Source organism: Flagellimonas amoyensis, from assembly GCF_003058265.1.
Classification (GTDB): Bacteria; Bacteroidota; Bacteroidia; order Flavobacteriales; family Flavobacteriaceae; genus Flagellimonas; species Flagellimonas amoyensis.
The window spans coordinates 544,330-559,344 of record NZ_QBUK01000001.1 but is presented as its reverse complement, the minus strand read 5'-3'; the positions used below and the strand labels follow the sequence as shown (position 1 = coordinate 559,344).

Sequence of the window (15,015 nt, the reverse complement as noted above, 5' to 3'; positions counted from 1 at the left end):
TAAAACTTACCGTGAAATTCTTCGTTCGCCCCTGCGACTTCGCTCAGGGCACAATATTTATAAGAACCTGAAACAAGTTCAGGTTGACGTGCCCAATGTCAGTTCGAGCGCCCGCCTGCTGGACAGAATGGCAGTCGAGAACGACATACTACTTTACCCTTCGACTCCGCTCAGGGCCCGAGTTCAGGCAGAAGTGACAGACAAACCATCACTGCGCACGGACATAGAGTACCTGCCCAATGGAGATGGTGTTGTCGTTCAATCGGTTCATCCGTTTCAGTTCGTCCACGGAGACCTCATATTTTCTGGAAATCGCGTACAGGGTGTCCCCCTTTACCACGGTATGGGTAACGCTTACTTCCGGTTCGGGCGCATCATCGGTCACGGGTTGCCGAACGGGTTCGTCACTGGTTTCCACAACGGCCTCGTCATATTTGTGCAGCTCGTAGCGTTCGATCAGTGCGATCAATTTCTGCGGATATTGACGGTCCGTGGCATAGCCCGCCTGTTTGAGGCCGTGGGCCCATTTTTTATAATCGTCCCTTCGGTAATTGAACAAAAAGGCATAGCGCGATCGGGTCGTCAGGAACAGACTGTGGTCGCGAAAGGAAAACATGGGGTGGTTGTACTTGCGGAAACACTCCCCCTTGGCATCGTCATCATGAAAATCGAACTCGCCTTCCCAGCCCGTATGGCACTTGATCCCAAAGTGGTTGTTCGTCTTCAGGGTAAGCTCCCCGCGCCCGGAACCACTTTCGAGGATGCCCTGCGCCAAGGTGATGCTGGCAGGAATGCCAAAGGCACGCATTTCGTACTGGGCAATCTCGGCAAAGGTCTTGATGTATTCCTGGGTATCCGAAATGGGAAACTTCTCGAACCTTCCCGGGTCTTCGGGCATGGGATAGAGGTTGGACCCCTCGGTCCGCTCTTCCGCGGTCACCTTGGTGTTTTCCTTGGTCTCCGTCCTGCTGATGACAGGAGCTCCCTTTCGGTGGGTGGTCCTTCTTTTCTTGGCACCACAACCTGTGAGCAGGAGGGCCACCAAGACTACATATCCAATTCGCTTGATCATAGGTCCAATAACGGTAAATTTTTTTTTTCCAACACAAGGTTCATGCCCAAAATGCCCTGCAATCCGCCCGTGTGGATGGCCAAAATTCGGGTGTCTTTGGGGAAAACATCCTGTTTTACAAGGTCAAAAATACCAAAAAGCATCTTTCCCGTGTAGATGGGGTCCAAAGGAATCCCGGTTTCATCCCTAAAGCGGTTGATGAATGTCACCAGCTCCCGATCCACCTTGGCATAGCCCCCAAAATGATAATCGGTCACCAATCGCCACCGATCATTGCGGGCAAATGTACGAATATCATTGTTCAAAAAATCGCCCTTCAACGCAGGAAACCCGAGAACGTTCTGCCCCTCTTTTGCCGAATTGATGATTCCGGCCAAAGTGCCCCCAGTGCCCACCGCACAACAAATATGGTGGAAACCGGCATCCGCTTCCGTCAAGATCTCTTCGCAGCCCTGCACCGCCAATGCATTGGTCCCACCCTCGGGGAGCAGGTAGCACTCCCCAAAACGTTCGCTCAACATTTGGCGAAACGGTGCCTCATTTTTGTTCCGATAATCGCCCCGCGAAACAAAATGGAACCGCATCCCCTGCCGATGGGCCAAAGCCAAAGTGGGATTGTCCTGCCAACTCTGGGCCAGCTCCTCCCCCCGTATCACACCAATGGTCCCAAAACCCTGTTCCTTTCCGGCGCAGGCCACCGCCGCAATGTGGTTGGAAAAGGCACCACCAAAGGTGAGCAGCGTGGAATGGCCCTGTTTTTTGGCTTCCTCCAGATTGTATTTGAGTTTGCGGTACTTGTTTCCGGAAATGAGCGGATGGATGGTATCCTCCCGTTTGATGTAGAGGGAAACGCCCTTTTCACGGAGAAGGGGCAGGTCGATATGCTGATGGGGGATGTTCAAAATACTTTTCGTATTGAATATCTTATTATATTTGTATTAATTTTACAGACAAATATATATCAAAATGTTAGATGTAGTCCTGAATTATAAAACTCTCCTTGAAAACCTCCACATATATATAGAGGAAAGCAAATTCAAAAAAGAACACATTATCAATGAATTGGGTGTTTCTCGGGCCACGTTCTACAACAAACTCAAAAAGCGTAGTTTCAGTATTCCCGAAATGGTCAAATTGAGTACGCTTCTTTTCCCTGAGGACACCAAAGCTTTTGAAATCAAACAAGCCCTGGAGCGCAGCCGCAAAGACAGTGCGGCAGGTCGTGTTTTGAAACACGAATCCGTGATGTCCGATGCCAGAAAAAGAATTTCCCGGTGAAGGTTGTCTGGACCTTTGAGGCCGAGAAATCCTTTAATGCCATATTGGACTACCTTATGGAAGTCTGGAGCCAAAAAGAGGCCCTTGCTTTCATCGACCTAGTGGAAGAGACCATTGAAAACATAAGAACCTATCCTGAAATGTTCAAAGTCTCTCCATATAACAGGGTAAGCCGTGAGGCATTCATCACCAAGCACACCACCATGTTTTATAGGATTTTGGATGAATTGATCGAAGTGGAATATTTTTGGGGCAATTTCCAGGATCCCGATAACATTGAAAAGCTTCTCAGCTAAACCTGTCCATCGCTCACCAAACATTTGGCAATAAACATTAACGCATCAGGTAGTTCAAAAAACCAAAGATTTTCCGCTTGGAAAGATACTGCATATCCGCTTCATTGGCATAGGCCTCCCGCTCAAAACTGATGTTCTGATAGGCGCGGTAACTGTCCATATAGAGGATGGTCCGCAACAACCATTCGGATACATAGAGCAGGTAAAAGGGCAGTATCAAGAGCTCCCTTTGTTGTTTTAGGTGGATGCGCTCATGGTTGATGAGCACAGCGTCGTCCTTCAGGGAATCCTCTTTCAGGATGATGAAAGGCCAAAGCGAGAGGCCCACATAATTTTTATAAAAGAAATGTCTAAAGACTACTATCACCTGAAAACGTTCATCGGTTCCCAACAAATATAACAGCAAATCGTACAGAAAATTGGGCATGGCCGACAATACCATTAACAATTTCGGTGAATAACCCCTTTGCTTCCAAAATTTTAAAACGTTAGGGGCTTTCATCAGGATCCCTTAACTTTATAAGACGAATTGATGTTGTGCATGAAAGAACGCATTCCCTTGGAAGAGGGCGATTACTACCTTTCGGAGGAAGGATATCGGGTCTTTACCGAGCAATACCTCCTCAAACGGGGATATTGTTGTGAAAGTGGTTGTCGCCATTGTCCGTATGGCTACAATGCAAAGATCAATAAGAGAAACTAAGATCGGGTTCGGCACAGTATTTGTGTCTTATTTATCACAATCTCAAAGAAATAAAAAAAGTGTCATGAAAAATTTCAAACTCATTCCGCTGGTCGCATTGACCCTTGTTCTATTGGCCTCTTGCAGTTCTGTACGGGTCGTTTCCGATTACGATCAAAAAGCTGATTTCAACACCTACAAAAGCTATGCTTTTTACAAAACAGGTATTGACAAGGCCGAAATATCCGATCTGGATAAAAAACGCATCCTCCGTGCCATCGAGGCCGAGCTAGGTTCCCGTGGTTTTGTAAAATCCGACACTCCCGATGTGCTCATCAGCATCTTTACCAAGGAGCGTGAGCGTGTGGACGTGTACAACAACAACTTTGGTTGGGGTTATGGCGGTTTCTACAACCCTTGGGTCTGGGGTCCCGGTTGGGGCTGGGGTTGGGGCAACAATGTCAGCACCAGCACCGAAGGCTCGCTTTACATTGATGTGATCGATGCCAACAAAAAAGAATTGGTATGGCAAGGTAGAGGCGTGGGAACGCTGAACAATACCAAGAACATCGAGAAGAAGGAACAGCGCATCAAGGAATTTGTTTCGCAGATCCTCGAGGAATATCCGCCCAACATGTCCGTGGCTTCCAATTAACATACAGACCGCCCTTTGGGCGGTTTTTTATTGCACTTCGTTTTCCTTGGTGAAGGGAACCATTTCCTATTTCGTATCTTTAAGTCGCATAAAAATGTCTCCATGAGCTACGAATCCAATCCCATACTGGACAAACTGCCCAAACACTTAAAACAGTTTATCAAACCACAGGAGTATGAGGCATACACGGCCATTGATCAAGCTGTGTGGCGCTATGTGATGCGCAAAAATGTGGATTACCTGAGCCGTGTGGCACACAGTTCCTATGTGGATGGATTGAAGAAAACGGGCATCTCCATAGACCACATCCCCAACATGTACGGCATGAACCGCATCTTGAAGGAAATCGGCTGGGCTGCGGTCGCAGTGGACGGATTCATTCCGCCATCGGCCTTTATGGAATTCCAGGCATACAATGTGCTGGTCATTGCTTCGGACATCCGTCAATTGGAAAATATTGAATACACCCCTGCTCCCGATATCATACACGAAGGGGCCGGCCATGCACCTATCATTGCCAATCCGGAATATGCGGAATATCTCAGACGCTTCGGGGAAATTGGTTGCAAAGCGATATCGAGTGCCAAGGACTATGAGTTATACAACGCCGTGCGCCATCTTTCCATCATCAAAGAGGCCCATGGAACGCCTGAGGCAGAAATCGAGAAAGCCGAAAAGCATATTGAACACCTTCAGGAAAACATGGGGATCCCTAGCGAAATGGCCCTTATCCGCAACCTGCATTGGTGGACGGTGGAGTATGGCCTCATCGGCACCGTGGACAACCCAAAAATTTATGGGGCGGGCCTCTTATCGTCCATCGGGGAAAGTGCTTGGTGCATGACCGACAAAGTGAAGAAATTACCGTATTCCATGGAGGCGGTCCACACCGAATTTGACATTACCAAACCCCAGCCACAACTGTTCGTTACCCCTGACTTTGCCTTTTTGAGCCAAGTTTTGGAAGATTTTGCCAATTCCATGGCCCTGCGCACGGGTGGCCTTTCCGGCATCCAAAAATTGATTGCATCCAAAGCATTGGGCACGGTGGAACTGAGCACGGGCCTACAGATTTCTGGAGAGTTCCACAACGCGATCGAGCATGAGGGCAAGCCCATCTACATCCAAACGAAGGGCGCAACCGCACTATCCTACCGTGAAAAGGAACTGGTGGGACACAGCACTGCCCACCATCCGGATGGTTTCGGTTCCCCCATCGGAAAACTGAAAGGCATCAACATTGCCATCGAGGACATGGGCCCACGTGACCTCAAGGCCTATAAAATCTATGAAGGCGAACAGATTGCCTTAGAATTTGAAGGAGGCATCACGGTGGAGGGCACCATCGTCACCGGTACGCGCAACCTGATGGGCAAGATCATCTTGATTACCTTTGAGGACTGTACCGTGACCTACAAGGGGGAAACGCTATTCCAACCGGAATGGGGATTGTACCACATGGCCGTGGGCCAAAAAGTGGTCTCGGCCTACAACGGGCCCGCTGATCTGCACAGTTTTGACCTCATCACCCATCAGATCACCGAAAGCACCATCAAACCGAAAAAGAGTCCAAAAAGGATCCAACTGGAGCAGTATTACCAGCAAGTCCGTGATTTCAGGGAAGGGAAGAACACCACTATTTCCCGCAACAAAGTGTTCCAAGCCCTCAAAAGCGAACACCCACAGGACTGGTTATTGCCCACGGAACTGTACGAATTGGCCAAACAGGGCAATGATCTTGGGTTTCAACAGGAAATCTTGGAGCATTTGGAAAACATCAAGCGGGAGAACCCCAAAGTGGGCCATTTGATCGATGACGGGATTCAACTGGTGGAATCCAGCTTGGTAAGCTAAAACCCCAGTTTTTCCATATTGCCAACGGTAACTTCCATTTGTGGGACCTTTGCCTTTTTCACCGGATAGAAAGAAAAATGGAGCTGTTCCCCATTTCTCTTGACGCCGAGCTCTACCTCTTTTTCTATATTGCCCTGCCAAATGCTTCGGGAAAACACCGCATCACCCTCTCGGATGCCAGCTTCCCATGCCTTGCTTCCTTCTATCACACTTTTAATTCCTTTTCTGTCCTCCGTAAACTCAAATCCCAACTCATAAATATCGCTTTCGGTGCTATACGCCAAGTCCAATTCAATAAATAGGTCCTCCAAATCCAGTTTTTGCCCTTCTTCAATGTGCTTTTGGAAGAATGTGCCAAAACCGCCATTCCAATAGGACTCCATCAGGTCAACAAAATAATCGTGGGTCAGTTTTTGGTCCTTGGTGGTCGCATCCCTATAAATGTGGTGCATCACATCATCCAAACTTTGTTGCCCTTTACTGATCTGCTTTATCTTTTGGTCCAGATAAAAAGCGAAAATAGTGCCCCTCCAATACGGAAGCTTGGAATATTCATAGTTGTTCCAAAAATGATCGTAATTGATCTCGCTGTTCGGGACATCACCTACCGACGAGGCATAAAGGTCCCGAATGGTCCTGTTCATCTCATCTATAAAAAACCTTCCGTCCAGACCATTGATATGGTTTGCCGCAATATTCTTAAAAGTATAGTATTCCGTAAACCCTTCGCTGAACCAATATTGCTCCTCTTCATTGCCATTGGTGATGGTATGCCCGATCCAGTTGTGCATCAGTTCGTGGTTGAAGAGGTATACCATCTGCCCAATATCCGTCAAATCGTTGTTGGAAACCGATGTGGCAAAAGAGTTGGTCAAGCCCGTACCTTGAAAACTGCTTCCGTTCTCTTGCGGAAAGGGCTGCATGGTCACCGTGAAATATTCTTGCGAGTGGTCGTTCCAAAAATTACGCTGACAGGTCAAAGTCCGTTCCAGCACTTGGAACACATCCTCATCCTGAAAAGGTACCCACTCCCCGCGAGTGGCCAGACTGATTCGGTTGCCTTGGATGTCTCCAGAAAGCACCCTAAAGTCCCCTCCCACAAAAATGGCATTTCCAAAAAGGTCCATGTCCATGTCCTTCAACTCTTGCACCCTTTCCTGGCTTCCAAAACTGTTGTGAACGGTATAATCCTTCGGAAAGGACGACCAGTCCAAAATGATGTTCTGATGGCCCGCTGCCTGTTCCGGCACCATGAACATATTGTGGGAAAATGCATGGAAATACGTGCTGTTTATGATGGGCCGGTAAATTCTAATCGTTGAAAGTCCGTCATCAAAATCCTGTTTGAGAACATACTCAAACTCCAGCTTTTTGACGCCCTTCGGATGTATGAGTACGATCTGACCATTTTCGGCATCCTTTTCCACTGCGCCCTCCACGTTCAGCAGTTGCATCTTCCCCAAGGTCCCGAACAGTTTTTCCTGCCCCCATGCCTCATTGGGAAAGGACAAAACGGTGGTACCCTCCGGATTTGCCGGAAAGGTCATTTTGATCTGGAGTTGTGGTATGCTATCAACCACCACCGGAGCAATCACGTAACGAATGTCCGGCTCGGCTTTTTGGTGACAGGAAAATAGAATTATGGCTAAAAGGGCGGTTGGTAGTACTCTTTTAAACATGGATTGATTTGATTGATATACCCTATAGACGCACAAAAACGCCAAATGTGACAGTTTTAATCCAAAATTTGTTCCAATTGACCCACATTTTCCACGGGCGTGTTTTCGTGGACCAAAGTCCACCCCATGGTATTGGTGAGCACCAAGATCCGGGAAAGTTCGCTCACCAAACGGTTTTCGGCATTGGAACGCAGGGATGATGCCTCTATTTTCTTCATCAGCGAAGCGTTCACATTTCGTTTGATGGCATTATAATCCGACGCATTGAACTGGTTTAGATAATCGGCCGTAACATCGTAGTACTCAAAATCGGGACTGATCTTGATCTCTGGCTCCGGAATCTGGACAATCTTCAACACCCTGTTTTCCTCGTCCACCTCATATTGGATTTGGGCCATGTCGTAGGCAATGGTCACATCGGCATTCACCACCACCAAAGCCTTTTTATGGGCCGTAATGAGCGGACCGAACAATTCTTTGGAATCCTTGTAGTTGTAGACCTCGGCAAAATGCCCTTCGGTGACGATCAACTTGGAAACGTTTTTTAGTTCTTGCTGTATGAGCATGGAATTTTCCTCCAAAATGGTCTTTTGCTCCCGGTCATCGGCGCATGATCTGTAGATTAAAACCGAGGCCAGCGCAATGACAGCTCCTATAAGTACTTTCTTCATCTATTCGAATTTCATGAAAGGAAACCTCTCTTGAAGATACGTAATTTTTGCTTGGAGCGATGTCCTGAACTTTTGGTGGCTATCGGAATCCGGGTTGAAAGGCCTGTGTGCCAACCCTTTTCGGACGCTGCCCACTTCCTCCATGATGGGCAGACTATCGGGAGAGATCCAAACCGACCTGAACTTGTCCCAAATATAGTCCACGGCCAGTTCGTTAGGATGCAGCATGTCCTTCCCATAAAAACGATAGTCACGAAGCTCGTCCATCATGATCTCGTAAGCTGGAAAGTAGGACAGCTCTCTCGACTGCCTGTCCGTCCGGCAGGCGGGCGCTCGAGAAGACAAAACGGAATGAACCGCCGAGATAAGATGTGCCTTGCCCCTCTGGTTTTCCACAAAACCGTCCTTGAGGTGCCGTACTGGTGAAACGGTAAAAATAAACTGGGCTTTCGGGTTCACTTTTTTTACCATTGCCAGGCAGTTTTCCAAACTGGTCTGTATTTCTTCTGGGGCCAACAATTCTTTTTGGAACTCCCGCTGAGGCACTTTATGGCAGTTGGCCACTATCTTTTTTGAAACGACATTTCGGTACACCCATGCTGTGCCCAATGTGATGATGATGTGGGAAGCGGTTTCGAGACTTCTTTTGGTTTCCATCAACCTTTGGTTGAGGAGTTGCAGCAAAGTGTCCCTGTCGTTGGAACGCAATTCGGAATGGGCATCGAAACAATGCCAAATACCGTCTTGCACAAAAATTTCATCTGCTGAATAGGTTGATTCGTCCACAGCACGCTGCACCAAATTCTCGATGGCCAACGGATGAAAGAAAATACCAAAAGGATTCAAGCTGTTCCGGAATTGGAAGTAAGCCAACTTTGCCCCCATATTTTCCACAAAACACGAACCCAACAACAGCACTTTGCTCTGATAATCGATGGGATTCCCATCTGGCTGTATGGGTACTTTGGTCTGTAGATCCATTAGCTAAGATATGCCTTCGCCTTGTCAAGTGCCTCGGAAATGCCGTCCGGGTTTTTGCCCCCAGCGGTCGCAAAGAAGGGTTGTCCCCCGCCACCACCTTGGATGTATTTGCCCAGTTCCCTGACTATAGTACCTGCATTCAGGCTCTTGGCCGTGGCCAAATCTTTGGAAATGTAGCAGGAAAGCAACGCTTTCCCATCGTTCTCGGCGGCAAGCAAAAGGAAAAGGTTGTCCACCTGACCCCCGATCTCAAACGACAGGTCCTTGATGCCCGCAGCATCCAGATCTACCTTTTTGGCCAAAAACTGGATGTCTCCCACTGTTTCCAATTCGGAAATCAGCTCGCTTTTCAATCCTTTGGCCTTGTCCTTCAGCAATTGCTCCACTTGTTTTTTGAGAGCGGTATTTTCCTCCTGTAGCCCTGCAACGGCCTTCACAGGATCTTGGGCATTGTGCAAGAGGTCCTTGATCTCGAACAGCATACGATTGTTCGTAAAGTAAAATTCTTTGACAGCATCGGAAGTAATGGCTTCGACCCTTCGGATTCCGGCTGCTACGGCCCCTTCGGACACGATCTTGAAGTGCCAAATATCCGCCGTGTTCTTTACGTGTGTCCCACCACAAAGTTCCATGGACTGTCCAAAGCGGATGGTACGGACGGTATCGCCATATTTTTCACCAAAAAGGGCCATCGCCCCTTCTTCCATCGCTTTTTGTATGGGAACGTTCCTGTTTTCCTCCAACGGCAAATGACCATCGATGCGGGCATTGACAAAGTTTTCCACTTTTCGCAGTTCCTCTACGGAAAGCTTGGCAAAATGGGAAAAATCGAAACGCAGGTATTTCGAATGTACCGCAGAACCTTTTTGCTCCACATGGGTGCCCAAAATATCGCGCAGTGCTTGGTGCAACAAATGGGTTGCCGTGTGGTTGCAGGCTGTTCTCCAACGCTGCTTATGGTCCACCACTGCCTTAAAGGTCTCGTTTACATTATCGGGCAACGACTCCGCAAAATGCACGATCTCGTTGTTTTCCCGTTTGGTGTCCACAATATAGGTGACATTGCCATTGAAAGCCTCCAGATAGCCTTTGTCCCCGACCTGACCACCACCTTCAGCGTAAAAAGGGGTCAGATTGAACACCAACTGGTACTGGTCACCCTCTTTTTTGCTGGTGATCTTGCGGTATTTCACCAATTTCACTTGGGCCTCCAAACTGTCGTACCCTATAAATTCTTGCTCGGAATCCTGTTTTAGAACGGTCCAATCGCCTTTTGACACTTCGGATGCTGCCCTGGAACGGTCCTTTTGTTCCTGCAATGCTTTGTTGAAGCCTGTCACATCCAATTGATACCCCTTTTCCTCCAAGATCAACGAAGTAAGGTCGATCGGAAAACCGAAGGTATCGTAAAGTTCAAAGGCTTTTTCGCCACTGATAATCTTGTCCCTGGAAGACTTGATTACGGAGTCCAACAGCACCAAGCCCTGCTCCAAAGTGCTCAGGAACGAACTCTCTTCTTCCTTGATCACATTCTCGATCAACTGGTATTGTTCCTTCAACTCAGGGAACGCCTTGCCCATTTGCTCGGCCAACACTTTGACCAACCTATAGATGAACGGTTTGTTGATATCCAAAAAGGTGAACCCATATCGGATGGCACGGCGCAAGATCCTTCGGATGACATACCCTGCCCCAGTGTTGCTGGGCAATTGTCCATCAGCAATGGAAAAAGCAACGGCCCTTACATGGTCCGCGATCACCCGAATGGCAATATCGGTCTTTTCGTCCTTTCCGTATTTTTTCCCCGTGATGATTCCTATTTCCCGAATAAGGGGCGTAAATACATCGGTATCATAATTGGATTGGACGCCCTGCAGCACCATGCACAGACGCTCAAAGCCCATTCCTGTATCAATATGTTTTGCGGGAAGGCTCTCCAAGCTTCCATCTGCCTTTCTGTTGAATTGCATAAAGACCAGATTCCAGATTTCCACTACTTGTGGATGGTCCTGGTTCACCAAGGAGGCACCCGGCACTTTCTTTTTCTCTTCTGCGGAACGGATGTCCACATGGATCTCGGAACAGGGGCCACAGGGTCCCTGATCGCCCATTTCCCAGAAATTGTCCTTCTTGTTGCCCATGATGATGCGCTCTTCGGGCACAATGGCCTTCCAAAGGTCGTAGGCCTCTTGGTCCATGGCCAACCCATCATCATCACTACCCTCAAAAACAGACACATAAAGACTGCTCTTGTCTATTTTATAGACTTCGGTGAGCAGTTCCCAGGCCCACTGTATGGCTTCTTTTTTGAAGTAATCCCCAAAACTCCAGTTGCCCAACATCTCGAACATGGTATGATGGTAGGTATCCTTGCCCACTTCTTCCAGATCGTTGTGCTTGCCACTTACCCTAAGGCATTTTTGGGTATCGGCCACCCTTGTGTGTTTGGGTTTGGAATTCCCCAAGAAAAACTCCTTGAACTGGTTCATGCCGGCATTGGTGAACATGAGGGTGGGGTCGTCCTTCATTACCATGGGTGCCGAGGGCACTATATTGTGGCCCTTTTCTTTGAAAAAGTTTAAAAATTGGGTTCTAACTTCTTGGGATGTCATTGAATTCCTAGGGTTTTCTTAAATTTAACACTCATAGCAAAACAATTTTTATATTTGCTTGTTTTGATAAAAAGAGTGAGCAAAAATAGGATAAAATCCATTCATGTCTAAAGTTAAGTACTATTACGACCCGGATACCCTTTCCTATCGAAAGATCGAGCCGAGAAAATCCAAGAAGTACAGAAACATCTTTCTGTTCGTCCTAGGTTCCGCGCTATTTGGTTTTTTGGGCCTCGTTATCCTACTGAACACCAAATGGGTGAACACGCCCAAGGAACTTTCCCTGGAACGCGAGGTCAGGAACTATGAGCTTCAGTTTGAGATCCTGGACAAGAAGATGGAGCAAATGGAGCAGGTGCTGGCCAATATCGAGGACCGCGACAACAACATATACCGCTTATATTTTGAGGCCAATCCCATTCCCGAAGAGCAGCGAAAGGCTGGTTTCGGGGGAATCAACAGGTACAAATCCCTGGATGGCTTCAACAATTCCGATATCATCATCAATGCCACCAAGCGTTTGGACATCATCCAAAAACAGATGGTGATCCAATCCAAATCCTTGGATGAGATTGCCAAGTTGGCCGAGGAAAAAGAGAAGCTTTTGGCCTCCATCCCCGCCATCCAACCGGTGAGCAATGAGGATTTGACCCGTATGGCCTCTGGCTACGGCTGGCGGTCCGACCCCTTTACCAAGGCCCGGAAAATGCACTGGGGGATGGACTTTACCGCTCCACGCGGCTCTCCCATCTATGCTACGGGAGACGGGAAAGTGACCCGTGCCGACAACCAATCCTCAGGCTATGGCAAACACATCCGAATAGATCACGGATACGGTTATATTTCACTTTATGGACACATGAGCAAATACAACGTGACCGTGGGCCAAAAGGTAAAACGCGGTGACCTTATCGGTTTTGTAGGCAGTACAGGACGTTCAGAAGCTCCGCACTTGCACTATGAGATATTTAAGGACGGGGAGCGCATCAACCCTATCAACTTCTACTACGGAAGTTTGACGGCAGAAGAGTTTGAGAACATGCTCAAATATGCCAATCAAGAGAACCAATCCTTGGATTAATGCACATAGACCTTCCCGAGAAACGATATTATGGTATTGGCGAAGTGGCCAAGGCCTTTGGGGTGAACACTTCCCTTATCCGCTTTTGGGAAAAGGAGTTTGATGTGCTGCAACCCAAAAAAAATGCCAAGGGCAATCGAAAATTCACACCGGAAGACATCAAAAACCTGCAACTGATCTATCACTTGGTGAAGGAACGGGGGTTCACCTTGGAAGGTGCCAAGATCCATCTGAACGAGGAAAAGGAAAAAACACTGTCCAACTTTGATGTCATCCAAAAACTGCAAAAGGTAAAAGCTGAATTGCTAAAGATCAAAGAACAACTATAAACACCAAAACCTAACGAAAATGAAAAAAGGTCTCATAGCCATCATCGTACTGATCGTACTTGCCGTAGTGCTGGTAGGTTGGTACGTGAGCACGAACAATAAACTTGTGGACATGAAGGGACAGGCCACCAAGCAATGGGCCAATGTGGAAAGCTCCTATCAACGAAGAAGCGACCTCATCGGCAACTTGGTGAAAACGGTCCAGGGTGCAGCCGATTTTGAGCGCGAGACCCTATCGGATGTGATTGAGGCAAGGGCCAAGGCCACCTCCACCACTATTGATGCGAACAACATCACCCCGGAACAACTTGCAGAATTCCAACAGGCCCAGACCGGTTTGTCATCTGCACTTTCCAGGCTCTTGGTCACCGTGGAACGCTATCCCGACCTGAAGGCCAACCAAAACTTTTTGGAACTACAGTCCCAATTGGAGGGCACCGAGAACAGGATCAATGTGGAACGGAACCGTTTCAACGAACTGGCCGGGGAATACAACATCAAGATCCAACAGATTCCTACCAACATCATCGCGGGCATTGCCAATTTCGACCCTATGGCACTCTTCAGTTCCAATCCAGGATCTGAGAATGCGCCGGACGTGAATTTTGAATTCGATTAAGCATGTCGCACGTAGAGGAATTTTTGACTGCCGAGGAGGAACAGGAGATTATTGACGCCATTGTTGAGTCAGAAAAAAATACTTCCGGCGAAATCCGTGTCCACATTGAGGCCACAGCAAAAATGGACCACTTTAGCCGAGCACAACAGGTATTCCACTTTCTGAAGATGGACAATACCAAAGAGGACAACGGAGTACTGATCTATGTGGCCGTAGATGATCATAAATTTGTGATCTATGGCGGCTCCGGCATTGACCGCGCTGTGCCCAACGGGTTTTGGGACACCACCAAGGATGTCATCGCCTCACATTTCAAGAAAGGGAATTTCAAACAAGGTATTGTAGAAGGCATTTTGATGGCGGGCAAAGAACTGGAGGCCCATTTTCCATGGAACCACAACGACACCAACGAACTGAGCGATGCCATATCCAAAGGGTAACCTCTTACTGGCTTTTTTGTGCGTTTCCCTAGCCTGGGGACAATTCACCATACCCAAAAAACCACAAGAGCAGACGAGTGTCTATGATTATGTGAATCTTCTGTCCAATGCCCAGAACAGGGCCTTGGAGCAAAAACTCATCCACTATTCCGACAGTACCTCCACACAGATCGTTGTGGCCATCATCGCCACCACCGAAGGGGAGGACATTACCTATTTGGGTGCCCAATGGGGGCATCAATGGGGTATTGGCCAAGCGGACAAGGACAATGGCATATTGATTCTTTTGGCCCGGGACGACAGAAGAATTGCCATCAACACCGGATATGGTGTAGAGGGCGCACTCACCGACCTCATGTCCAAACGCATTATCGAGTCTGTCATCATCCCCGAATTCAAAAAAGGGGATTATTACAGCGGTCTTGACAAGGGTTCCGATGCCATCTTCAAAGTGCTTACGGGCGAGTTCACCGAGGACAGGACCTTTGGCAACAACCGCTTTCCCATCGAAGCTCTTTTCCCCTTCATCATCTTTATCGTGATCATGATCATTCTATGGAGCCGAAAGAACAAGGGCGGCGGTGGAAATGGCGGCCGTAGGGGCAGCGGTCTCGATATCTGGGACATGATCATCCTGAGCAATATGGGCCGTAGCTCTGGTTCCTCGGGCGGATTTGGAAGCGGTGGCGGTTTTAGTGGCGGTGGATTCGGTGGAGGCTTCGGCGGCGGTGGATTTGGCGGAGGCGGTGCCTCAGGTGGATGGTAA

Annotated in this window: 17 protein-coding genes; 10 read left to right on the top strand and 7 right to left on the bottom strand. The window is 48.1% G+C overall.

Annotation, left to right across the window (positions count from 1 at the left end; translation table 11 throughout):
* Nucleotides 1-208: 208 nt before the first annotated feature.
* Nucleotides 209-1,072: a glucosaminidase domain-containing protein gene (locus DB398_RS02300; protein WP_108422762.1), complete on the bottom strand. Its 864-nt coding sequence runs from the start codon at nucleotides 1,070-1,072 to the stop codon at nucleotides 209-211.
* Nucleotides 1,069-1,974 carry a 1-aminocyclopropane-1-carboxylate deaminase/D-cysteine desulfhydrase gene (locus tag DB398_RS02295; RefSeq protein ID WP_108422761.1) on the bottom strand — a complete coding sequence of 302 codons (906 nt, stop codon included), beginning with the start codon at nucleotides 1,972-1,974 and terminating at the stop codon, nucleotides 1,069-1,071. The genes DB398_RS02300 and DB398_RS02295 overlap by 4 nt, the downstream gene beginning before the upstream one ends.
* Before the next feature lie 64 nt (nucleotides 1,975-2,038).
* Between DB398_RS02295 and DB398_RS02290 the strand changes: the two genes are divergently transcribed.
* A complete protein-coding gene (locus tag DB398_RS02290; protein WP_108422760.1) occupies nucleotides 2,039-2,350 on the top strand; it encodes a hypothetical protein in 312 nt (103 codons plus the stop codon).
* The gene (locus DB398_RS02285; protein WP_159076284.1) at nucleotides 2,347-2,646 is read left to right on the top strand and encodes a type II toxin-antitoxin system RelE/ParE family toxin; all 300 of its coding nucleotides are present in this window, start codon (nucleotides 2,347-2,349) and stop codon (nucleotides 2,644-2,646) included. Before DB398_RS02290 ends, DB398_RS02285 begins: the two co-directional genes overlap by 4 nt.
* 37 nt (nucleotides 2,647-2,683) lie before the next feature.
* On the opposite strand, the gene DB398_RS02280 is transcribed toward DB398_RS02285, so the two are convergent.
* The gene (locus tag DB398_RS02280) at nucleotides 2,684-3,013 is read right to left on the bottom strand and encodes a hypothetical protein (protein WP_108422837.1); all 330 of its coding nucleotides are present in this window, start codon (nucleotides 3,011-3,013) and stop codon (nucleotides 2,684-2,686) included.
* A 174-nt stretch (nucleotides 3,014-3,187) separates the two neighbouring features.
* Between DB398_RS02280 and DB398_RS18290 the strand changes: the two genes are divergently transcribed.
* The 3 genes from DB398_RS18290 to DB398_RS02270 all read left to right on the top strand — a co-directional run bounded on the left by DB398_RS18290 (nucleotide 3,188) and on the right by DB398_RS02270 (nucleotide 5,837).
* Entirely contained in the window at nucleotides 3,188-3,349 is a 162-nt protein-coding gene (locus tag DB398_RS18290; protein ID WP_159076283.1) for a DUF5522 domain-containing protein, read from the top strand.
* Nucleotides 3,350-3,413: 64 nt separating this feature from the next.
* Nucleotides 3,414-3,983: a DUF4136 domain-containing protein gene (locus DB398_RS02275; RefSeq protein ID WP_108422758.1), complete on the top strand. Its 570-nt coding sequence runs from the start codon at nucleotides 3,414-3,416 to the stop codon at nucleotides 3,981-3,983.
* A gap of 102 nt (nucleotides 3,984-4,085) precedes the next feature.
* A complete protein-coding gene (locus tag DB398_RS02270; RefSeq protein ID WP_108422757.1) occupies nucleotides 4,086-5,837 on the top strand; it encodes an aromatic amino acid hydroxylase in 1,752 nt (583 codons plus the stop codon).
* Here the strand turns inward: DB398_RS02270 and DB398_RS02265 are convergent.
* From DB398_RS02265 to alaS, 4 genes are read right to left on the bottom strand one after another with little or no spacing between them, the layout of a single operon-like run.
* Nucleotides 5,834-7,516 carry a M1 family aminopeptidase gene (locus DB398_RS02265; RefSeq protein ID WP_108422756.1) on the bottom strand — a complete coding sequence of 561 codons (1,683 nt, stop codon included), beginning with the start codon at nucleotides 7,514-7,516 and terminating at the stop codon, nucleotides 5,834-5,836. The genes DB398_RS02270 and DB398_RS02265 overlap by 4 nt on opposite strands.
* Before the next feature lie 56 nt (nucleotides 7,517-7,572).
* Nucleotides 7,573-8,187, bottom strand: coding sequence for a DUF4230 domain-containing protein (locus tag DB398_RS02260; protein ID WP_108422755.1), 615 nt, complete (start codon nucleotides 8,185-8,187; stop codon nucleotides 7,573-7,575).
* On the bottom strand, nucleotides 8,188-9,168 hold the full coding sequence (locus DB398_RS02255; RefSeq protein WP_108422754.1) for a GSCFA domain-containing protein: 981 nt from the start codon (nucleotides 9,166-9,168) through the stop codon (nucleotides 8,188-8,190). It abuts the gene before it with no gap.
* Nucleotides 9,168-11,780, bottom strand: a complete 2,613-nt coding sequence (gene alaS / locus DB398_RS02250) for an alanine--tRNA ligase (protein WP_108422753.1) — start codon at nucleotides 11,778-11,780, stop codon at nucleotides 9,168-9,170. Before alaS ends, DB398_RS02255 begins: the two co-directional genes overlap by 1 nt.
* Nucleotides 11,781-11,883: 103 nt before the next feature.
* On the opposite strand from alaS, the gene DB398_RS02245 reads away from it, so the two are divergent.
* From DB398_RS02245 to DB398_RS02225, 5 genes are read left to right on the top strand one after another with little or no spacing between them, the layout of a single operon-like run.
* Nucleotides 11,884-12,861, top strand: a complete 978-nt coding sequence (locus DB398_RS02245; protein ID WP_108422752.1) for a M23 family metallopeptidase — start codon at nucleotides 11,884-11,886, stop codon at nucleotides 12,859-12,861.
* Nucleotides 12,861-13,190 (top strand): MerR family transcriptional regulator, encoded by a 330-nt coding sequence (locus DB398_RS02240; RefSeq protein WP_108422751.1) that lies wholly within the window; start codon nucleotides 12,861-12,863, stop codon nucleotides 13,188-13,190. The genes DB398_RS02245 and DB398_RS02240 overlap by 1 nt, the downstream gene beginning before the upstream one ends.
* 19 nt (nucleotides 13,191-13,209) lie before the next feature.
* Entirely contained in the window at nucleotides 13,210-13,809 is a 600-nt protein-coding gene (locus DB398_RS02235) for a LemA family protein (RefSeq protein WP_108422750.1), read from the top strand.
* A 2-nt stretch (nucleotides 13,810-13,811) separates the two neighbouring features.
* Nucleotides 13,812-14,249: a TPM domain-containing protein gene (locus DB398_RS02230; RefSeq protein ID WP_108422749.1), complete on the top strand. Its 438-nt coding sequence runs from the start codon at nucleotides 13,812-13,814 to the stop codon at nucleotides 14,247-14,249.
* On the top strand, nucleotides 14,230-15,015 hold the full coding sequence (locus DB398_RS02225) for a TPM domain-containing protein (protein ID WP_108422748.1): 786 nt from the start codon (nucleotides 14,230-14,232) through the stop codon (nucleotides 15,013-15,015). The genes DB398_RS02230 and DB398_RS02225 overlap by 20 nt, the downstream gene beginning before the upstream one ends.